The organism is Donghicola eburneus, assembly GCF_900115865.1.
In the GTDB taxonomy this organism is placed as follows: Bacteria; Pseudomonadota; Alphaproteobacteria; order Rhodobacterales; family Rhodobacteraceae; genus Donghicola; species Donghicola eburneus.
Map to the genome: position 1 here is coordinate 76,050 of NZ_FOXY01000001.1, position 21,776 is coordinate 97,825.

A 21,776-nucleotide genomic window follows, 5' to 3' on the forward strand; every position below is an offset into this window, starting at 1 on the left:
ATGCTAAGAAACGATATGCTCGAACAGTGGGATCGCGAAAACTTCTTCCATCCCTCGACCCATCTGGGCCAGTTTGCCCGAGGCGAGGCGCCCCAGCGCGTGATCAAAACCGCGACCGGCTGCCATATCGAGGACCGTGACGGCACCAAGCTGCTGGACGCGTTCGCTGGCCTGTATTGCGTGAACGTGGGCTATGGCCGCACCGATATCGCTGATGCGATTGCCGATCAGGCGCGTGAACTGGCCTATTACCACTCTTATGTGGGTCACGGGACCGAAGCCAGCATCACTCTGGCCAAAATGGTTCTGGACCGCGCCCCGGACCACATGTCCAAGGTGTACTTCGGCATGTCCGGCTCTGATGCGAACGAGACCAACATCAAGCTGGTCTGGTACTACAACAACATCCTTGGCCGCCCCGAGAAGAAGAAGATCATCTCGCGGTGGCGCGGCTACCACGGGTCGGGCCTGATGACTGGCTCGCTGACGGGTCTGGAACTGTTCCACAAGAAGTTCGACCTGCCGCTGACCCAAGTCATCCACACCGAGGCGCCGTATTACTATCGACGCAACGATGTTTCGATGACCGAAGAGCAGTTCGTGGCCCATTGCGCTGCCGAACTGGAGGCGCTGATCGAGCGCGAGGGCGCGGACACCATCGCAGCCTTTATCGGCGAGCCTGTTCTGGGCACCGGCGGCATCGTGCCCCCGCCCGCAGGCTATTGGGAGGCGATCCAGCCGATCCTTCAAAAGCATGACATCCTGCTGATCGCCGACGAGGTTGTCACCGGTTTTGGCCGTTTGGGCAGCATGTTCGGCTCGCTTCACTACGATCTGAAGCCTGACCTGATCACCATCGCCAAGGGTCTGACCTCGGCCTACGCGCCGCTGTCCGGTTCGATCGTCAGCGACAAGATGTGGAAAGTGCTGGAGCAGGGCACCGACGAAAACGGCCCCATCGGCCACGGCTGGACCTACTCGGCGCACCCCATTGGCGCAGCGGCGGGTGTCGCCAACCTAAAGCTGATCGACGAGCTGAACCTTGTGCAGGCGGCAGGTGAGAATGGCGCCTACTTCCAGGCGGCTCTGCGGAATGCTCTGTCCGAGCACGCAAATGTCGGCGAAATTCGCGGCGAGGGCATGATGGCCGCGATCGAGTTCGTCGCAGACCGCGACAGCCGCACCTTCTTTGATGCATCAGAGAAAGTCGGGCCCAGCGTTGCTGCAGCGCTGCTGGAGCAGGGCGTGATCGGCCGCGCGATGCCGCAGGGCGATATCCTTGGCTTTGCGCCGCCGTTCTGCCTGACACAGGCCGAGGCGGACGAGGTGGCCGAGAAGACCGCTAAAGCCGTGGCAAAGGTTCTGGGATAACTTCCCACCGTTTGTAACAAAAAGCGCGGTCCCAATCGGGGCCGCGCTTCTTTTGCGTCAGGGCAGGGATCAGGCCGTTGCTTTGGCCAGACCCTGATCCAGATCGGCGATAATGTCCTCGACCTCTTCGATCCCGATCGAGATGCGGACCACATTCGGGGCCGCGCCCGCTTTGATCTGTTGCTCTTCTTCCAGCTGGCGGTGGGTGGTCGATGCCGGATGGATGATCAGGCTGCGCGTATCCCCAAGGTTCGCCACGTGGCTGAACAGGTTCAGGCTATCCACCAGTTTGACGCAGGCGTCATAGCCGCCTTTGACCGCCACGGTGAACAGTGCGCCTGCGCCTTTGGGCACGATCCGCTGCGCCTTTTCATACGAGGGCGAGGACGGCAGGCCAGCAAAGGTCACGCCTTCGACGCGAGGATCTTTTTCCAGCCATTCTGCCACGGCCTTGGCGTTTTCGATGTGGCGCTGCATCCGCAGACCCAGCGTTTCGATGCCCATCAGCGTGTAGTGCGCGCCCTGCGGGTTCATAGTCATGCCCAGATCGCGCAGACCCACGGCAATCGAGTGGAATGTGAACGCCATCGGCCCCAGCGCCTCGTGGAACTTCAGGCCGTGATAGGCAGGCTCGGGCGCGGAGAGCGAGGGGAATTTGTCCGATGCGGACCAGTCGAATTTTCCTGAGTCCACGACCACGCCGCCGGTCACGGTGCCGTTGCCGGTCATGTATTTGGTGGCCGAGTGCACCACCAACGTCGCGCCATGGTCGATGGGGCGGCAGAGGTAGGGTGTCGCTGTGGTGTTGTCGACGATCAGAGGAATGCCAGCCTCGTCCGCGATTTTCGCCATCGCGTCCAGATCGGTCACATACCCGCCAGGGTTTGCGATGGTCTCGCAGAACAGGGCGCGGGTGTCTTCGTTGATGGCCGCCTTGATGGCCTCCAGATCGTCGGTGTCCACGAAAGTGGCCGACCAGCCAAAGCGTTTGATCGTCTGGCTGAACTGCGTGATCGTGCCGCCGTACAGGCGCGAGGACGCGACCACATTGCAGCCCGGTCCCATCAGCGGAAACAGTGCCATAATCTGTGCAGCATGCCCCGACGAGCAGCAAATCGCCCCTGCGCCGCCCTCGAGCGCTGCGACGCGGTTGGCCAGCGCCGACACGGTCGGGTTGGTCAGGCGCGAGTAGATGTAGCCGACTTCTTCTAGGTTGAAGAGACGCGCTGCGTGCTCTGCGTCGCGAAAGACATAGGATGTGGATTGGTAGATGGGAACTTGGCGTGCGCCGGTGGCCGGATCAGGCTCTGTGCCCGCGTGGACGGCGAGAGTGCCGAATCCCAAAGATTGCTCGCTCATGATGACTCCTCCTCATTTCACGCGGAGCCTAGAACAATGAGAGGAGGACCATCAATGGGATTTCATAGGTATCGGTGGTGCCCCCAGAAATTCCGGGGGCAGCCAGCTTAGTCGGCTTGTGCCGTGCGCAGCAGATCCGTGATCCGGCGAACAGTCGCGCGGCGGTTGCGCTCTTCGGCCTCTAGGGTTTCGACCTTCAGATACTCTTCGCCATACCCTTGGACCACGAGGTTCTCTGGCGGTACCTCAAAATATTCAGTCAATGCCAGAGCCAGCGACTCCGCGCGGCGGTCCGACAGCGCCAAATTAAACGCGCCATTGCCCACTGCGTCCGTGTGCCCTTCGACAAGGAAAATCTCGCGCGGGTTTTCGGCAATACGGTCACGGATCGCGGTGCCCAATTCAGAGAGGGCTTCGGCCTGCTCGGGACGGATTGCTGCCGACCCGCTAGCAAAGGTTACATTCTCGACCGCAACCGAAGGAGCCAGTGCACGCACCTGCGAAATCTGGCGAATCTGACTGAGGCTAAAGCTGCGATCGGTTTGCGCCTGTTGCGCAAGAGCCGCCCGCAGGGCGTCCTGATCATCCGTGGTAATGCTATCGTTCACATCGGCTTCGGGCAGCTCGGTCACCTCGACGGGCGCGGTTTCGCGGCTGTCGTCGACCAGCACATAGCGGTCACCGTTCGGCTCGACCCGCTCTCGGCGGACGATACGCTTTTGGCTGTCGTAAATGGTGATGATCTGCGTCCCGTCCTCGCGGGTCGAGATGGTGCGGCTGGAGCCATCGTCGTAGGTTTGCGTACGAACCGTGGTGCCGGGCTGACGGAGCAGGGCGCCATCATCCTTGATCACGCGGTAGCTGCCGTCGGGTTGTTCCAGCACAACGCGGTCGCCTGAATTCGATGCCACTTGGCTGCCGTTCTTCAGGATCGACCCGACGGCAAGCGCGGCAAGGCCAGCCAGTGCGGCTTTCTCGAAGTTGGTCATGCCCTCTTCATCAGCCTCGTCATCATCGTTGTTGGCATCTTGGCTGACGCGTGTGTTGAAGTCTTCGTCCGAGCTGCGGGCCGTGTCCTGAGTGATGGTCTCTTCGGTCGCTTCGGCGTCCATGTCAGCGTTGTCCGCATCGGCCAAGGCCGCTGCAGTCGACGCGCCGCCCTCTTCTTCGGCGGCGAGCGATTGCTCTAGCGCCGCTTCTGCTTCAGCTTGCTTCTGGGCTCTGCGGGCCTGACGCTCTTCTTTGGTCAGTTTGTTCTTTTTCTTGGCTTTCTTTTCAGCGTTGGCTGCCTTTTGGGCGTCAGCCTTGGCTTTGGCGGCTTTGGGGGCGGGGTCCGCTTCTGCTTCTGCTGTTGACGCGTTGGTTTCCGCCACGCCCTGCGCATCTTGGGCGTCAGCCTCGGCCTGGGCGGCTTTGGGTGCGGGGTCAGCTTCTGCGTCTGCTGTTGACGCGTTGGCTTCCGCTACGCCCTGCGCATCGGCTTCCGCAGCTGCTTCTGGCGCGTTTTCCGCTGTTTCGGGCGCGACCTCTGTCTGCGTTTCGGCTTCGACCGAAGCAGTAGACTCAGCCTCGTTTTCGGCCCTCACGTCTGCGTTGGCCTCAGCCTCAACTTCGGCGGCCTGAGTTGGTTCGGTCTGCTCTTCAGCCTCGGCTTCTGCAGTTTGTTCCGGATCACCGTTTTGCAGCGCCTCGAATTGTGAGGTCAGCAAATCGGTGTAACATTGTCCTTCGTCGCCGGTCTCTGCGATGCAGGCTTCGACCTGTGCGCGAATGTCGTCGGGGACATCGTTCAAATCCAAAGCCTCTTGCTGGGCAATGCCGTGCTGGGGGATCGACATGCTGAGTGCCAGTACAAGCGCCGTCGAATTCTTAAAGGTTTTCAAAATACGTCTCCCTAACCAATTGCGGCGTCGCCGCGCGTTGGGGCCTCAACCCTTTCAACGGGCCGAGGTTCCTCAGGGCTCGGAATGCGTGTGGTGTGTTTTGCCCGTTTTGCGGGCAGAAATCGGGGGTATCTGAGCGTCAGCTTGCGCGCGGCTCGGCAGATTGTCCTGTGAGTTCAGGTCACTAGAGGTGCACTGGCAATTGTTCGCCGCCTCGCAACTCTGCGTCTGGCGACCGTTGCGATGAAAGACTGAGATTTGTCGTGCTGTTTCAGCGCGTCTGCCGCAATTCGGATATAACCTGTTCTTCCACATAAGCGCGATATCGCGAGCAATTCAGCTAACGCGGCTGTGATTAGACAGGGGCCGTGAAAGGCAGTTTGGCTGCGGTGCCGATCTCATCCAATCCCGCGATTCCGGTTGGCAGGCCTTCTGTCCTCTTTGTCTGAGAGTTTTCATGAAACCCATCCTTCTTGGCTCCTTATTCGCGGTCGCCCTAGGCTCCAGCGCGGCGGCAGAACTGTGTGATTACCGCCCAAGCGCGCTTGTCGGTGCAGGGGCCTCTGTGGCCAAACAGCACTCTGGAGCGGCACTGCAAACGGCTGGCTCTGCGGCCAAAGCTGCGGGCTTTTATACCCTAACTCAAGTTGTCTCTGGCGGCACAGTCACGGCGGCTGGCGCCGCCGGAGCGGGGGCTGCAGCGACAGGCACGACGGGTGTCTTGGGCAGCATGGGCGGCGTTGCGGCTGTCTTGACTGCGCCAGCGACAATCATCGGTGCTGCGATCGTGGGCGGGGGCAGTCTGATTTACGAGGGCTACTGCTATTATGCCGTGGATGATCGTCGCACATCCCCCGAAGAGGTGCTGCCCGTCCTGCAGAACTTGTCGGAGAATGCGGATCCGGATTTTTTGCGCGTGGTCGACCTGACCGTTGCAGCAGAGCAAATGGATGCCTCCGTCACTCCCGAGGATCTGCAAACAGGCGAAACGCATCTGCTGAAGCTGGCCAAAAGTTGGAACACCCATGGCCGCCCGATGACATGGACCAGTTATCGGGTCTCGCGCCTGTATATCGTGAATGGTCAGCTCCGGTACAAGGACTTTGGGCGCGACACGCGGATCGGGGATCTGGGCTTTGTGATCCCGCAGCCAGAGGACGCGCCTGCCACATTGCCAGAGACCCCAACAGAGCCGGTGCCTGCTGATCCCGCAACATCGGACTAGCATAAACTGGCTCGCGGAACGGAGCGAAAGTGGTTCGGTTTTCGCGGCGCGTATGCTCTAACCCGAAATATGAACCGAATTGTATGGCGGGAACGCCTTGTCCTCTATGCGCTTCTGACCTCGCTGACCGCGCTCAGCATCGATGCGTTGCTTCCCGCGCTGCGGCTGATCGAGGCAGAGCTTCCCCCGACCGCAATGCTTGATCCGCACCATGTCGTGTCTTTGTTTATCTTTGGCATGGTCTTTGGCGAGCTTTGCTTGGGGCCGATTTCCGACGCGATGGGTCGCAAGCCCGCGCTTGTCGGGGGGCTGGTGCTGTATGGCTGCGGAACGCTGATATGCCTGTGGGCCGGATCGCTGGAATGGCTGATCCTTGGCCGTATCCTCCAAGGAGCAGGGGTTTCTGGTCCCAAAATCGCGACGCGTGCGATGATCCGTGATCAGTACCAAGGCGATGCCATGGCGCGGGTTATGTCGTTTCTGTTCACGCTTTTCATCCTCGTGCCCATGGTCGCCCCTGCTGTCGGGCAATGGATCGCGGGCAGCTTTGGCTGGCGGATGATCTTTGGCGGATACCTTGTCACCGCTCTGCTGCTTGGCGGCTGGCTGACGCTGCGCCATCCCGAAACCCTGAGACCCGAGCGCCGTGTGCCGCTGTCGGTACGGCGGTTGGGGCGCAATGCGTTCCGGATTTTGGGCTGTGCCCGAGTGAGCCTGTTGATCGTCGCGACGGGATTGGTCTTTGGCGCGCAACTCACGTTCCTGAGCCTTGCCGCTGATGTCTTCGCGGATGTCTATGGGATCACGCATGGTTTCCCCTACCTCTTCGCGGGACTGGCTGCGGGCATCGGCCTTGCGTCTTTTCTGAATGGCAGACTGGTCCAGCGATTTGGCTCCGATGTGATGGCCCGTGCGGGGTTCATCGGGCTAAGCCTGTCTGGGGCCACCATGACGAGTGCGGCTCTGGTTTCGCAGGGCCACCCGCCACTTTGGCTCTTCCTGAGTGCCGGGTTTGCGGCGTTCTGTGCCATCGGCATCCTGTTCGGCAATTTGAACGCCATGGCGATGCTGGATTTGGGGCAGGTCGCGGGGCTGGGGGCATCGCTGATCGCATCGCTCTCCAGTCTAGTGGCCACGGGCGTCGCCCTCGCGGCTTCGGCGTTTTACGCTGGCACGGTCACACCCATGGGCAGTGCGATCCTGTTTGCCGGAGCTGCCGCCTTGCTGCTGTCAGAAATCGCGGCGCGTCGTCCCCGCCGCGCTCCGGTCCCCGCACCGTAGAACTAGCGCATTTTTCCGTTGATCCGGCGCGGGATAGAGTATTCGTTAAGGGCAAATTTGAGCCTTGAAAGGAATTAGAAATGGAACGTCGCCCCCTAGGTCATACCGGCAAAATGGTGTCCAGCATTGGCCTAGGCGGCATGAGCTTTTCCGATTTCTACGGCCCAACCGACCAAGCGGAATCCTTCGATGTGATGGAACTGGCGCTGGAGCTTGGCATCAACCACATCGACACCTCGAACATCTACGGAATGGGGCGGTCCGAGACGGTGATCGGCCAGTTTCTCAAGGCCAACGGCGGCGAGAGCCCTTTTGTCATTGCGACCAAAGCGGGCATTACCAGCAATCCCGACACGGGCGAGCGCTGCTTTGATAACTCAGAGCAGCACTTGCGCACCCAACTCGAAGGCAGCCTCAAAAGATTGGGACTCGAACAGGTAGATCTCTTCTACGTGCACCGCCGCCAACACAGCATCCCGATCGAAGAGGTCACCGAAACACTCGTTGCGCTGAAGAAAGAAGGCAAGATCGGTGGCTTCGGTTTCTCGGAAATTGCACCTTACTCCTTGCGAGACGCTGCTGCGGTGCATCCCGTTGATGCGGTTCAGAACGAATATTCGCTTTCGACGCGGCTGCCAGAGATGGGAATGAATCAGGAATGCGCGCGGATGGGGACGTCGATGGTCGCGTTTTCGCCGGTTGGTCGTGGGCTGCTCACTGACACCCCGCCCGATGCGGCGCGTGCTGCGGGAAACCCGTTCCTTGGGGTGAATCCGCGCTTCACAGGCGAAAACCTGAACCGCAATCTTGAACGTGCGGCGGCTTTTGCCAAGCTCGCGGCCGAAATGGGCGTCAGCACGGCTGGCCTCGCCAACGGCTGGGTCTTGGCCCAAGGACCGCAAATCCTGTCCATCCCGGGCACCCGCTCGACAGCTCACCTGCGCCAACTGGTCGAAGGCGGGCATTTGCAGCTGACCGACAGCGATTTCGCCCGCATAGAAGAGGTCTTGCCCGTTGGTTGGGCCGCAGGCGATCGCTACTCCGAAGCGCAGAACCTCGGGCCAGAGCGCTACTGCTGACCGCACTGCTCCTCGCGTTACGGCTTCTTTTTGCCCAAAAGACTCATGTCGGGCGCGTGGCCGTGGGGCGAGGGCGCTTTGCCGGTCCCAATCCAGAGCACATGACTGTCGCTAAATCTGTGTTCCGGAAGTCGGGTAGCAGAGCCTCGAGTTTGCTTTGGTCCAAACCATGGGGCGTCGCCCACAGGTACCGCATCTCTAGAAGTTCCCGCGCCAACTCCCAGACTGGCGCGGCCAAGCGCATCTGCCACCAGCCGAATTCCTTGATCCGTAGCGGGCGCCCGAGGGCCTCTGATAGGGTGTCGGCGAGTTCCGTGACCGTAAAATTCGCCTCACCAAGGCTGACGTCTGTCCAAACAGGCAACGTGGATCGCTTTTCGGCCAGCCCGACCGCACATCTCGCCCAATCAGGCAGATAGGCATAGGCATGTAGCGTGTCTGGCGGACCAAGAGAGGTGACGACACCGCGGCCCAGCCCGCGCAAGTGCACGTGGCTCATCAGATCGGTATCCCCAGCGGTCCCAGAGATGAAGTCACCAGCCCGTAGAAGGATCGTCTGCACACCTGATGCCGCATAGGCTTGCTCCATCTCTTCGCGGATGCGGCCCTTGCGACTGACAGGGCGATGAGGTGTGGTTTCCGACCAGAGGCCGGGCGTGTCGCCGAACACATAGACGTTGCCCGGGACGATCACAGTGGCGCCCGACGACCGGGCTGCATCCAGCACTTGTGCAGTGATCTGCGGGACCAGTTTTGCCCAATTGTGATAGTTCGGCGGGTTCAGCCCGTTCACGATAACCTGTGCGCCTTCTGCTTGGCGGACCATGTCTCCGGCGCGCCGTTCATAGAGACGCACTGTCCATCCCGCTGCGCCGAACGCCGCTGCCGCTTGTCGCCCGATTTTACCGGAGGCCCCTAGAATTAGCACTGTCTCGCTCATCATCTTCTCCCGAATGCATTGATGATTAGGAGCTTTGGTCATTCTGATGTGAATGGGAATTGAATGAATTCGGGTGTATGATATCCATTTATGAATGAATATTTCGCTCGATGACTTGGATTGGACCTTAATGAAAGTCTTTGCCCGCGTAGCGCAAGCGGGCTCCTTGTCCGGTGCGGCACGGGCGATGGGGTCGTCGCAGCCAACGGTGGGCCGACAGGTGCATGCATTGGAGCAGGCGCTGGGGGTCGAGTTGTTCTATCGCCAGCCGCGGGGGCTGGCCCTGACCGAAGCAGGGCGGACTTTGCTGCCCCACGCGAAAAGGATGGAGGACGCCGCCACGCAAATGCGGCTCGCCGCTGCAGGGGCGGAGCCTAGCCTGTCAGGCACGGTTCGGATCACGGCGTCTGTGGCAATCTCTCACTATGTGTTGCCCGCTGTCTTGGCGGATGTGCGGCGCAGTGCGCCGCATTTGCATATCGATCTCGTGCCCTCGGACCGGACGGAAAACCTGCTCTTTCGCGAGGCCGATATTGCCTTGCGCATGTATCGCCCGCGTCAGTTGGACATGATCACGCGCCATCTGGGGGATATCTTGATCGGAGCTTTTGCCGCGCGTCGCTATTTGGAGCAAAGAGGGAGGCCCACCAGCCTAAGGGATCTGCGCGACCACGACATGATCGGTTACGATCGCAGCGACCTGCTGTTGCGCGGCATGCGCGCCTTGGGGATGGAGGCGACGCGAGACAGCTTTGCTCTGCGGACAGACAATCAATCGGTGTATTGGGAGATGGTGCGCGCAGGCTGCGGGATCGGATTTGGGCAAGTATCGCTGGGTGCGGCGGACCCGACGCTGGAACAGGTGCTCCCAGACCTGCCCGCGCCAGCTTTGCCTGTTTGGCTAACCGCACCAGAAGTGTTGCGTCACACGCCCAAGGTCGACCACGTTTGGCGCGCGCTCGAGCAGGCTATGTTGGCCCATATCGCGGGCCCGTCCACAGCGCCTTGAGGCGCCCATCAACGGGTTAGCGTGCCACGCCAAAGATATTCACGTCCTCGCCACACGATTGTTTACCCTAGGTTAGCTTTTCTCAGAGGGGCAACGGTCTCAGCCCCATACGGGAGGGCGAAGAGATGGCAGAGGGTTCAATCGACGACATGGTCTACCAGTTGCGTCACGGCTACTGGGAATGGCGGGGGGGATTAGACGACCACTGGCGCAAATTCAACTTTGACGACGAAGGCTGGGCCCCGAAAGACGGCAAGCTCAAGGTTCATTTTGACGAAGATGATCCGATTTCCCGCGATATGAAGGACCTTGTGAAAGAGGCATTTCGCTATGTTGCAGACGTCTTGGACATCAAAGTCTCTTTCAAGGTTGCAGACGGAGATGACGGGGACGTCAACATTCATCGCGTTGACGACTGGGATTCGTTCTTTGGCGGGACAGAATATGCGGCGGCCTCTGCGGATTTGGGTTTGAGCCTTATTTTCACTGACCGCGACCACTACCAGTACTATCCAGACATCAGCTTCGATAATTCGAAATTTAATTTCGACAACCCTCGTGACGTGATTGATCACAGGACGACGTTTATCCACGAACTCAGCCATCTGCTCGGACTTGGGCATTTGGGAGATTACAACGGCGGCTCACAGACCGAGAGCGATCTGGTGTTTGACAACGACAGCCGCGGCTATTCACTGATGTCCTATGTGGCACCGAATGAGTACGAGACGGGGCGCTTCCATTTTAACGGCAAGCCGTGGACCTATCGCGAGGTGGATCTGGTTGCGCTGGACGTGCATTACGGCCGCGAGCTCAGCATGGAAGAGCGCGCCACCCAGTGGGGCTTTGACGGGACCGTTTCGCATGATTTCATCAACGAGAATTTTGATATCGTCGAGCAAAACCATGCCGCGGGTGGAAGCTATGCGCCGGCACTGACAATCATCGATACGGGCGGCAAGGATACTCTGAATCTGCGCTCGTCTTTGATTGATGTGGCCGTGCGTTTGGATCTGACGCCGGGGTCCTATTCCGACATTCTGTCGGGCAAGGATAATCTGTTTATCCATAGCAGTTCAGTCATCGAAAACGTCTACAGCGATGACGCCAAGGACCATATCACTGGCAATAATGCCAAGAACGAGGTTTTTGCGGGCGGTGGAAACGATACCGTCACGGGTGGCGCGGGCCGCGATACTCTGCGGGGCGAAGACGGTGACGATAGCCTAGAGGGGGAGGGCGGTAACGACACGCTGCTCGGTGGCGCGGGTCAGGACACCCTGATTGGCGGTGGCGGCAAAGACCATCTTTATGGCGGAGACGACGCTGATGAGTTGCGCGGAAATTCGGGCAAAGACACGCTAGATGGGGCGGACGGCTTCGACACCCTGTACGGTGATGCGGGGCGCGACTACCTGTACCTTGGGGATGGCGGCGTGTTTGTGGGTGGTATCCACAACGACACTTTTGCGGTCAACGAGGTTGGTGCCTTCACTTATGAAGTCAGGGGCGATGGCGGCAATCGCGACACTCTGAGCTTCGTGACGAGCGGCGCTGTCGGGTTCGGGCTGGACTTGGAAAACGGCCTGCTCGAGGATTTGGAAACGGGGACGAGCACCGCGATCACCTTGACCGGAATAGAGCGTATCTTGGGATCGCGCGTGGATGACACGCTGTTTATTGCATCGGTTTCCGGGAATGATCTGGATTACGTCGATGCTCGTGGCGGGAGTGACCTAATCTATGTCCGCACGGACGAGACCAGAGTTACTGGCGGGGATCAGGACGATACGCTTTGGGTGCAGGCGGACGGCGCTGGGGTGTTGGGGGGACGGCACAACGATCAGGTCTATATCGACGGGGTTCACGCTGTTGTCGACGGTGAACGCGGGCAGGATACGCTGACGTTTCAGGCGGATAGCTACACAATGGTCGCCGTGGACGCCCATCATGCGCTTTATGGGTACGACGTCTCTTTGACCGCGCTGAGCGAAGAGGAGTCCGGTGCGTTTTCGCGGTTCGAGCGGATTGAGGTCGAAAGTACACTCCAGCTCAACTTCTATGGATCACGCCGCGGCGACCTAGTGGCGGGCGGGGATCAGGATGACTCTTTGCAGGGGGTTCGTGGGAACGACACGTTCTATGGCGGCGACGGGGCTGATACGCTTGAGGGCGGGACGGGAAACGACAGCCTCTTTGGTGACGCAGGTAAAGATACCCTGATCGGCGGGGCAGGGTCGGACACCCTGTTCGGCGGAGAGGGGGCGGACCGCATTGAAACCGGCGATGGCAACGATTCCGCCGAGGGCGGCTCGGGCAATGACACGGTCATCTGCGGCGATGGCTTCGAACAGATCCTTGGCCAAGAGGGGGATGACCTGTTCCTGGTCGAGGTTGGCGAAAAGCAGATCAATGGCGGACAGGACCAAGACACCCTAGAGTTTCTGGGCAAGTCTGACCGGATCGTCGATTTGGGCCAACAAAAATATCAGGACGACTTTGGCCTGACTGTCGACTTCGTCAACATCGAGAATGTCATCACCAAAGAAGGTGACGATAGCATTACCGGAGACGCATCAGACAACCACTTCTGGTCGAACGGTGGCATGGACACCCTGAACGGTGGAGGCGGCGACGACACACTCGAAGGTGGGGCAGCGACGGATTTGGCCGAGTTCACTTCCGGCGCTGCGGTTGCTGTGGACCTGTCTGCAGGGACCGCCCAAGGCGAGGGCTCTGATATCCTGAGCGGGATCGAAAACATCACCACCGCGGGGGGTAATGACACGATCATTGGCGACGCTTCGGACAGTACTTTCCTTGCTTATGGCGGCGATGACAGTCTCTCTGGAGGTGGCGGGCGCGACCACATGTTCGGCGGGGCAGGCAACGATACCGTGCTCGCTGGCGACGGCGTGGACCACGTCTATGGCGAAGAGGGGTACGATACCCTTGGCTTTGACAGCAGCCTGAGCGGAGTCCGATTCAGCTTGGCCAATGTCGGGTCACAAGACACCGACGTTGGCTCTATTACCGCATCAGGGTTCGAGGCGTTGCGGGGCACCAATGGGGCCGACCACCTGACGGGCGATGCCGGGGATAACATCCTGTCCGGCGCAGACGGCAAAGATACCCTGATTGGCGGCAGCGGCAGTGACACCATCGATGGAGGAGCGAACGCAGACGTCTTTGTCATGCGCGAGGGCGACGGGGACGACAGCTATGTCGGTGGCGCAGGATTGGATTGGCTGGACTTCTCTTCCGGAGGCGCGGGGGTCACGTTCCGCTTGGCGCGAGGCAACGACGATCTGGGCACTTATGGCATGGATACCTGGAGCGGGATCGAAAACGTCGTCGGCACCAAGTTCAAAGACAGTCTCGTGGGCGATACATCGGGCAATGCGCTGTGGGGCCTCTTGGGCAACGATACGCTGGAAGGCGGCTTTGGAAATGACACCTTAGAGGGCGAAGATGGCGAGGATCTTCTGGTAGGCGGGGCCGACAACGACGTTCTGACGGGTGGCGAAAATGCCGATACCTTTCAGTTCAAGGTAGGGCACGGTCAGGATTTGATCACCGATTTCGACGGAGAGGAAGGAGACAAAATCGTGATCGCTGGTGCAGAGGCTTATGAGTTCACGATCATCGATGGTCGCCTCAGCTTGCGGTATGGGGAGACGGACTGGATCAGTTTCAAGAATATCGAGGATCCAGATCAGATCAAACCCTTCGTGGAAATCCTGTAAAACGACGAAGGCCTGACAAAATGTCAGGCCTTTTAGTTTTTGTCGTTATGCGGCGGCTTCGGCGCGCCAGTTTGACATATCGATCATCTCGCGGGCGGTGGGCCCATAGGCGGCCTCGGCACCTTCGCGGGTCTCTATCCCTTTGAATTCGGGGAAAACCCTGAGCAAGCTTTCCATTGCCTCTGGGCAGAGCGCGCGCAGCGCTTGCGGGCCGGGATACATGCTCTCGGTCGCGATGCCCTCGGAATAGATCAGTTCGTGCTTTTCGAACATGATGTGGTGGTAGGTGACACGCTTGCGGCCATGGGCGATGCGGACACCTGCCACGTTCATCTTGACCAACTGGATCGCCCGCGCGAGCAAGTCCTCTTTGGGCAAAAGGAAGGCATGCTGACGGGAAACGACCAAGTCACGCTCTGCGCCAAAGACACGGGCGCTGACCACGATGGGGCGCAGCTTGGGGTTCTCAATCAGGGCCGCTTCGTCATAGTGCGACGTGCCGATCCATTTGATCGGCTGAGGGCCGCCATCCAAAGTCTCGACCAGATCGCCGACTTTCAGCTCCTCAATCGGGCGGTCGCCGTCTGGCGTGCGGATTTGCGTGCCCGTGGTAAAGCATACCACGCCCGTGGAGTCTGTTGTAAAGTCGCTCGTGGTCGCGCCCTGAAACACGATCCCGTCGCCGGGCTGGAACTGGGTATTGTTCGAGTAGTCTGCTGCGTTCGACTGGTTGAGAATGCCGTCATCCAAGAAGTCGGCACGCAGTTCGTTCATCGCGTCGTAGTAGGACGACAGATCGATAAAGTCGTTGTTTGTGCTGATGCCGTCGGTGGTCGAACCGGTGTTGCCAAAGCCGAAATCGGCAATCGTGTCTAGGCCGTCGCCCGCGAAATAGTAAAAGGTGTCGTCGCCGTCGCCACCCAGCATACTATCGTTGCCAGTCCCGCCATATAGGCTGTCATTGCCCGCGCCACCGATAAGCGTGTCATTCCCAGCCTCGCCGACAAGCCAGTCGTTGCCATCCTCGCCCGCGAGGTAGTCATCGCCGCTGCCGCCCCAGAGAACGTCATTGCCCGTGCCCCCGAAGAGCGTGTCATTGCCGCCTTCGCCGAATAAGTTGTCGTCGCCACCATCGCCATAAATCGTTTCCGACCCATCGCCGGAATAGACGGTGTCGTTGCCTTCTCCGCCGTGAATTTCGTTTGAGCCGGTGTAGCGAACCCCGTCTTCGTCATCGATCAGGTCGTTGCCGTCACCACCATAAATCGTGTCGTTGCCGGTGCCGTAATAGATAGTGTCATTGCCTGCACCGCCATAAACAACGTCGGACCCTGCGCCGGACTCGATCAGATCCGAACCGCCTCCGCCATCAATGGTGTCCGCACCGTCGTAACCATAGATGACATCCGCGTCTTCTGTGATCGCGTGCCCCTGAGCGTCTGTGTAGCCGACGCCCATGCTGTCATTGCCATTGGTGCCGTCGACAGGGCCCGCATAGGGCTCGTTCACACGCGACGCGATCATGTCGCCGTCTTTGTCACCGGTGTAACTGGTGACAGAGTTCAGACTGACCGACTGGATGGGTTTGTCCGTCAGGGCAGCCTGATCGGCGTTGTAGGTCGTCTCGGGCGCGATGAATGTGTGCCCGGTCGTGTCCTGAAACACGTAAGCCGTGATGTTCGCTGTTGTGCCGTCGATGTAGGTGAGCGTGATCTGGTATTCTGCGACAGCGTCGAAATCATACGGCCCCGTGCCGTTGACAAAAAACCTGTCGTGACCGCCGCCATTGTCGACATCGTAGGTGTCGTCCGCATCTTCGCTCAGGCGGTCTGCCGTCAGCTGGTAAGTGTGGTCGTATGCCGGATCGGTGCTGTTATAATAGGAGCCGAGGATCGCGCCCGCATTTTCAGCCGTTTCGTCACCTTGGACACTATCAATGAGCGCGAGCTGGCCCAGATACATCACTTGAAACGTTGTAGACATAGCACTCTCACCACTTACGGAACTGTGTTAGCGTCCTCACAATCTACGCTTCAAATGCGGCACAATTAAGTAGAAGTTACGTATATTATACGGAATGGTCTCTGATTGCTCATACGTTTGCAACGGCTTTATCTTTGGTATTTATCGATAGTTTATGTTGCATCCTCTTTGATAAGATCAATGGAATGTAAGTTAGATTTTGAGTTGAAGGATTTGGGTCGCTAATTCCAATAACGTGTTTCGCCACAATTTCGCCCTCTTTCATGTTTTCAGGGAATCAGTGACAATACACGCTTAAGTTGTGTGAATTTTCCGGTTTTCCGAAGGGGAGTCCCGATGGTAGTGACGCTCGATATCCAGCAGCCCCAGCCCTATGATCTGGTAACAGAAACGATCCAGATCGCGGGTATGGCTGCCGCGTTTGAGGGGACGATGACCGTACGTCTCAGCGATGGGCATGACGAATTCGCGACCCATATTCAGGTGGGTGCCACGGGCCTGAAGCAGTTCCAAGGGGCGGTCACAGTCCCGCCCGAGACAGCCTTTACCCTGAGCCGTGTATTTCTGACCCTTGCTGACGACACGGGCAATGAAAACGGACCCAAGGTAACAATCCCGATCCTGTACGGCCCGCTCATTTTGCCGGGCTATTCGGGCTGGCAGCCTTATACGGTGCAGCCCGGAGATACGCTGATCGGGGTTGCGCAGCGCATGTACGGTACGCCAGATTATGGCCCGATCTTTGCCGCCAATCAGGATATTCTCGACAATGCGAACGAGATTTATTCGGGCCAAGTCTTACGGATTCCCCGTAACGACATTTGACCGCAGGGGCATGGGACCAAAGCGGCTGGTAACGGGACAGGCTTTTCGGTAAGGGGCGGCCATCTCCTTTGATTTGGCCAACTCGTCCTCGTTGCGATCGTACCGGCGTTTTTCCGGTTTTCACGCGGTGGGGGCGACCAGCACGAGACCCTTGCCATGACCGACCGCCGTTCCGAACTCTTGATGCCCGCAGGATCGCTGGAGCGTCTGAAGGTCGCCGTTCTGTATGGCGCTGACGCCGTCTATCTGGGCACGCCGGACATGTCCCTGCGGACGAAGTCAAAGTTTTCTTTGGAAGAGATCAAAGAAGGCGTCGCTTTTGCCCACCAGCATGGGGTGCGGGTGTATCTGACGCTGAACCTGTTTACCCACAACAAAGACATTCCCAAGCTGGCCGAGTATGTGGAAACGCTGAAAGACATCCAGCCCGACGGCGTGATCATCGCTGACCCGGGAGTGTTCCATTATGTCCGCAAACACGCGCCCGGCATCAACCTGCACATTTCGACCCAAGCGAACGTTTGCTCGTCCCTGACAGTGGATTTCTGGAAGGATCAAGGCGCCGAACTGGTAGTTCTGGCCCGCGAGGTGACCTTTGCCGAGATGGCAGAGATCCGCGAGCACTGCCCAGATATCCGGCTGGAAAGCTTCGTTCACGGGGCGATGTGCATGACCTATTCAGGCCGCTGTCTCTTGTCGAACTTCATGGCAGAGCGGGGCGCGAACCAAGGGAACTGCGCCAACTCTTGCCGCTGGCAATACAAGGTGCACCTGCGCCTCAAGGACGGTACAATCAAGGAACTGGAGTTGGACGAAAACAACAGCAAGCTCTTCGAATGGGTGCTGGAAGAGGGCGCACGTCCGGGCGAGTTGATGCCCATCGAAGAGGATATTCGCGGCTCGTACATCTTGAATTCCAAAGATATGTGCCTGATGCCCAAGCTGAACGACCTGCTGCGGATCGGGGTGGATAGCCTGAAGGTCGAAGGGCGGAACAAGAGCCCCTATTACGTGGCCACCGTGGCCCGCGCCTATCGCCGTGCCATCGACGACTACTATCGCGATCCCGAAGGCTGGCGGCCTGATGAGTATATGCGCGACCTAGAGGGTGCAGGCAGCCGCGGCTACACGATCGCCTTCCACGAAGGGCGCTTGCAGAATTACGCCCACAACTACGAACACACAAAGGCGATGGCCCCGTGGGAGTACGCTGGCATCGTGCGCGAGGCTCGTGAGGATGGCTTGGTCCTAGAGGTCCGCAGCCGTCTGGACGCGGGCGATGTGATGGAATTCCTGCCGCCCGACAGCCGCGCGGAACCGGTGTTGCTGCGCCTTTATGAATACACCACGATCAAGAGCCCCGAAAAGCCGGTCGAGAGTGTCTTTGGCAGCCGTCAGGACGTGATTTTCATCCCTTACAGCGCGTTCGACCACGAAGACCCCGAGACCGTGCGCCGGAACTTCCCCGCGTTTACCATCGTCCGCAAAGAGTCGATGCTCTTGGACGAGGATTGGCGCCGCCTCAAGCTAGACAAGACCGCGCAACGCATCGAACTGGGCGAGACCGCCCGCGAAGGTGCGTACAAGTCTCAGGTCGGCAAGCTGCAAGACGCCATTGGCTCTGACACCATGGAAAAACGCGCCCGCACGTCCCGCAAGGGTGTCGAAGGCTGCTGCGGACGCGGGTGCAATGGCTGCCTGATGTTCTGGAACGATCCCGAGTACGCCAAGGCGCGCGAACTGCTAAAGCAGAAAAAGCACGGTGAGATGCTGGACCGCGACATGCGGGAGCCCTTGGCCTAAGGGCGCCCCTTAGATAGTGTGCAGATACAGGTCGAAATCCACGTTGCTGATCGTCCGCGCCACGCGGGCGTATTCGGCGGCTTTGACCTCGGTAAAGGTGCGATGCATATCGGCGCCTAGGGCGGTTTTCAGGAACTCAGAGGCTTTGGCTGCGTCAATCGCCTCGCGCCAGTCGCGGGGGATGTTGGCGCGGTCTTCGGTCTCGTAGGCGTTGCCTTTGGTCTGCGGGCCGGGATCGATCTTGTTGTCCAGCCCGTACAGGATACCCGCCAGAACGGTCGCCCCCACCAAATAGGGATTGGCGTCCACGCCAGCAGGGCGATGCTCGATCCGGCGGGATTTCAGATCACCCTCGGGCACACGCAGGGCCACGGATCGGTTGTTCACCCCCCAAGCAGTGTTCACCGGCGCATAGCTCTGATTGGCAAAGCGTCGCCACGAATTCAGATGCGGGGCAAAGACCAACATGGACTCGACCATCGTTTGACGCAAACCGCCCAAAGCGTGCAGCAAGGTGTCAGTCCAACCCGCGCCAGGCTCTTCGGCAAAGATATTACGACCGGCTTGATTCTGCACCGAGACGTGGAAATGCATCCCCGATCCTGGATGCTCTTCGATCGGTTTGGCCATGAAACACGCCGTGACCCCATGTGCGCGGGCTTGCTGCCGGACGATCCGTTTCAGGCACACCAGATCATCGGCGGCCTGCATGATGTCTTCGCGGTAGTTGAGGGTCAGCTCGTACTGACCGGGCGCGAATTCAGAGATCACGGTTTCCGCATTGATCCCCGCCTTTTTGGCGCCCGCATAGATGTCGTTGAACAGGGGCAACATGCCTTGGAGGTGGTCCACGGAATAGACGTCTGTGCGGTAAGTCGGAGCGCGGCCATCCAGCACGTCGCTGGCGGGCTTCACCCTGCCATAGGCGTCCCGTTCGTTTGCCAGCAAAAAGAATTCCAGCTCGAATGCGCCAGCCGGTTTCAGGCCGCGCGCGGCAAAGGCATCAACCTGCCGCTGCATTGCGTGGCGCGGGTCCGATCCCATCGGACGGCCATCAAGTTCGTACATGGACAGCAGCACCTCGGCGCGGGCGGGCTGGGTGTTGTGCAGCAATTTCAGCGATCCGGGGATGGGCCAGGCGCGCAAGTCACCGTCGCCGTGATCCCAGCATAGGCCCGTTTCGTGCACGTCTTCGCTGCAGATATCCAGACCAAGGATCGAGATCGGGATATGCCGACCCGATTTGTACAGAGCCAGCAGTTCGTGCCGCCGGATGATCTTGCCGCGTCCGATCCCGTTGGAGTCGTGCAGCACGATATCGACCGCTTCGACCTCTGGGTGAGCGTTCAGAAAATCTTCGGCTTCAGTCAGGTTCGCGCCGGAAGGGCAGGGCTGGGTCATGAGAGGTCCCGCTTGATCAATGGAATACGGCGCACATTTGCCCGCTACGGGATTTGATCAAATAGAAAACGGGACCGATTGAAAAGCGCGAAATGCGGGGCCGTCAGCGATCAGAGAAAATGGTTACGTAGTAGTAGGGCCGCGCCGATCCAACGCCAATTTTTTCGAACTTCCGGTCCAAAATGTTGTTCCGGTGCAGGCGCGAATCCATCCAATCCGCCACCGTGTAACTTGGGTCCTGCCGACCGTAAGAGATGTTTTCCCCATGTTTGCTGTCATCGTAGCCCGCGGCAGCCATACGCTGTTCGTAGGTCAGGCCGCCCGGTACGTCGTGGCTGAAAAAGTCGTTCCGAACCATAAGTTCCGCATGTTCCCGGGCAATCTCTGAAAGGTGCACATCTGGAGAGAGGGCGGCGCGCCCGACCTTGGCCCGCTCTGCGTTGATCAAGGCAATGATTTGGGCGTCATTGCTGGCAGAAGCGACGGGTGCCGCAACTGCAGGCGTGGTTTCGCTGGGCAATGGCGGGGTTGCGACACAGGCAGAGAGCGAGATTGCGGCCAAAGCGCAGAGGGCAAAGCGAAACATAGAGACACCTTCGGGACGGAGCAGACCGTGCCACTATACACGGACTGCTCGCCCTTGGGGTGTAAAGCCTGCGCATCCGGCAGCTTTCTGCCTGTTAGGCTGGGATTCCCGCGTGGCCCACGTCGATTTGTTCAGCCGATGGCGCAGGACCGCGCTTGACCGCATGAACGACCAGAGCCCAGACCGGCGCACCGCGATCTTCGCGCAGCACAGCGCGGGTAATGCGGCTGTCGAAGCCTGCCTGATCTAGCAGATCCTGTAGGGCGTGTGCACTGTGCGCGTAGCGGCAAGTGTCGCGCAGAACGTAAGCCTCTGGGCCGGTATGCTCTTCGACGGAAAAGACGAACTGCCCGCCACTTTCCAAAGCCAGAGCCACCCAGCCGATGATCTTCTCTAGCGCTCCGAGATAGATGAAGACATCTGCAGCGGTGATCACCTGCCAACGCTCTTGGGGCGGGGACAGGCGGTTCAGGTCGCGTTTGTCCAGATGATCGTAAATGCCCTTGGCCTCGGCGGCGCGCAGCATCTCGGTGGAAATATCCCAGCCTGTGAGTGTGGTGCAGAGGGGGCGCAGCGCTTCGCCCATCAGACCGGTGCCACATCCCAAATCCAGCGCGGCGCCAATGGGGGCCCGAAGCTGCTCGGCCATCAATAGTGGGCCGCAATAGGCCAACCCCTCGATCAGCGCGGTCTCGAACCGCGGCGCGTATTGATCAAACAAGGCTTCGACAAAGGCAGGTGGCATAGCATCTGTCATTGACCGTTCGCGCAGCATATCCAGACGCAAGCTGGCCCCAAGCCGGTCGGTTGGATCAGTGGCAAGCGCAGCTTCGAACGCTTGATCTGCGTCGGGCAGGTCAAATTTTGCCCGAATGTCACCGAGCCGGTACCATCCGGCCGTCCATGCGGGGGCCAACTCTAGAGCCTGCGCATAGAGATCGGCAGCGGCCGCAGGGTCACCGGGCAAGAGCGCTTCGGCATAATCGGCACGGCGATCAGCAATCAGATCGCCAGAAGACATCAAAACGGGAATCATCGAAGGTTCGGAAATAGAACGGAGCACAGCGTCCGCGATCGCGCATTTACGCCTGATTTTTCCCGCGTCAAGCTGGCATAGCGGACAGCGGCGCGGACGGCTGCCCAATCAGCAGCGGCATAATCTGTCGGAGCGCGCAGGTATTCGGTAGAAAACGCCTCTGGAACCGCGCCATATTGGCAAAGCCCATCAGCGGGCGGCCACCGACGGCCCCCGTGACACGAACCAAAAGACGGATACGAAGATCAA

General features: G+C 59.4%; 15 protein-coding genes. 8 read left to right on the forward strand and 7 right to left on the reverse strand.

All coding sequences use genetic code 11. From position 1 onward, the window contains the following. Positions 1-1,371, forward strand: a complete 1,371-nt coding sequence (locus BM225_RS00370; RefSeq protein ID WP_072705978.1) for an aspartate aminotransferase family protein — start codon at positions 1-3, stop codon at positions 1,369-1,371. 69 nt (positions 1,372-1,440) lie between these two features. Here BM225_RS00370 and BM225_RS00375 read toward each other — a convergent pair whose 3' ends face one another. Beyond that, complete coding sequence (locus BM225_RS00375; protein ID WP_072705979.1) at positions 1,441-2,730, reverse strand: O-acetylhomoserine aminocarboxypropyltransferase/cysteine synthase family protein; 1,290 nt, start codon at positions 2,728-2,730, stop codon at positions 1,441-1,443. 107 nt (positions 2,731-2,837) lie between these two features. Then, a complete protein-coding gene (locus BM225_RS00380) occupies positions 2,838-4,613 on the reverse strand; it encodes an OmpA family protein (protein WP_083595636.1) in 1,776 nt (591 codons plus the stop codon). A 457-nt stretch (positions 4,614-5,070) separates the two neighbouring features. Between BM225_RS00380 and BM225_RS00385 the strand changes: the two genes are divergently transcribed. From BM225_RS00385 to BM225_RS00395, 3 genes are all read left to right on the forward strand, one after another. Beyond that, positions 5,071-5,838: a hypothetical protein gene (locus BM225_RS00385; protein ID WP_072705981.1), complete on the forward strand. Its 768-nt coding sequence runs from the start codon at positions 5,071-5,073 to the stop codon at positions 5,836-5,838. 69 nt (positions 5,839-5,907) lie between these two features. Further along, positions 5,908-7,119, forward strand: a complete 1,212-nt coding sequence (locus BM225_RS00390) for a multidrug effflux MFS transporter (RefSeq protein ID WP_072705982.1) — start codon at positions 5,908-5,910, stop codon at positions 7,117-7,119. Between the two features lie 80 nt (positions 7,120-7,199). Continuing rightward, a complete protein-coding gene (locus tag BM225_RS00395; protein WP_072705983.1) occupies positions 7,200-8,198 on the forward strand; it encodes an aldo/keto reductase in 999 nt (332 codons plus the stop codon). Positions 8,199-8,241: 43 nt separating this feature from the next. On the opposite strand, the gene BM225_RS00400 is transcribed toward BM225_RS00395, so the two are convergent. Further along, positions 8,242-9,138 (reverse strand): Rossmann-fold NAD(P)-binding domain-containing protein, encoded by an 897-nt coding sequence (locus BM225_RS00400; protein WP_072705984.1) that lies wholly within the window; start codon positions 9,136-9,138, stop codon positions 8,242-8,244. A 94-nt stretch (positions 9,139-9,232) separates the two neighbouring features. On the opposite strand from BM225_RS00400, the gene BM225_RS00405 reads away from it, so the two are divergent. Beyond that, a complete protein-coding gene (locus BM225_RS00405; RefSeq protein WP_072705985.1) occupies positions 9,233-10,147 on the forward strand; it encodes a LysR family transcriptional regulator in 915 nt (304 codons plus the stop codon). Between the two features lie 125 nt (positions 10,148-10,272). Beyond that, positions 10,273-13,893: a M10 family metallopeptidase C-terminal domain-containing protein gene (locus BM225_RS00410; protein WP_083595637.1), complete on the forward strand. Its 3,621-nt coding sequence runs from the start codon at positions 10,273-10,275 to the stop codon at positions 13,891-13,893. Between the two features lie 45 nt (positions 13,894-13,938). Here BM225_RS00410 and BM225_RS00415 read toward each other — a convergent pair whose 3' ends face one another. After that, entirely contained in the window at positions 13,939-15,876 is a 1,938-nt protein-coding gene (locus BM225_RS00415; RefSeq protein WP_072705986.1) for a Hint domain-containing protein, read from the reverse strand. A 336-nt stretch (positions 15,877-16,212) separates the two neighbouring features. On the opposite strand from BM225_RS00415, the gene BM225_RS00420 reads away from it, so the two are divergent. Together BM225_RS00420 and BM225_RS00425 are read left to right on the forward strand one after the other, a co-directional pair. Further along, positions 16,213-16,701, forward strand: coding sequence for a LysM peptidoglycan-binding domain-containing protein (locus BM225_RS00420; RefSeq protein ID WP_072705987.1), 489 nt, complete (start codon positions 16,213-16,215; stop codon positions 16,699-16,701). Between the two features lie 156 nt (positions 16,702-16,857). After that, entirely contained in the window at positions 16,858-18,504 is a 1,647-nt protein-coding gene (locus tag BM225_RS00425; protein ID WP_072705988.1) for a U32 family peptidase, read from the forward strand. A 9-nt stretch (positions 18,505-18,513) separates the two neighbouring features. Here the strand turns inward: BM225_RS00425 and BM225_RS00430 are convergent, their stop codons facing one another. The 3 genes from BM225_RS00430 to BM225_RS00440 form a co-directional block, all read right to left on the reverse strand. Next, complete coding sequence (locus tag BM225_RS00430) at positions 18,514-19,905, reverse strand: glutamine synthetase family protein (protein WP_092463635.1); 1,392 nt, start codon at positions 19,903-19,905, stop codon at positions 18,514-18,516. Positions 19,906-20,008: 103 nt separating this feature from the next. Further along, positions 20,009-20,491: a CAP domain-containing protein gene (locus tag BM225_RS00435; protein ID WP_092463638.1), complete on the reverse strand. Its 483-nt coding sequence runs from the start codon at positions 20,489-20,491 to the stop codon at positions 20,009-20,011. 94 nt (positions 20,492-20,585) lie between these two features. Beyond that, a complete protein-coding gene (locus BM225_RS00440; protein WP_092463640.1) occupies positions 20,586-21,527 on the reverse strand; it encodes a class I SAM-dependent DNA methyltransferase in 942 nt (313 codons plus the stop codon). Between the last annotated feature and the right edge of the window lie 249 nt (positions 21,528-21,776).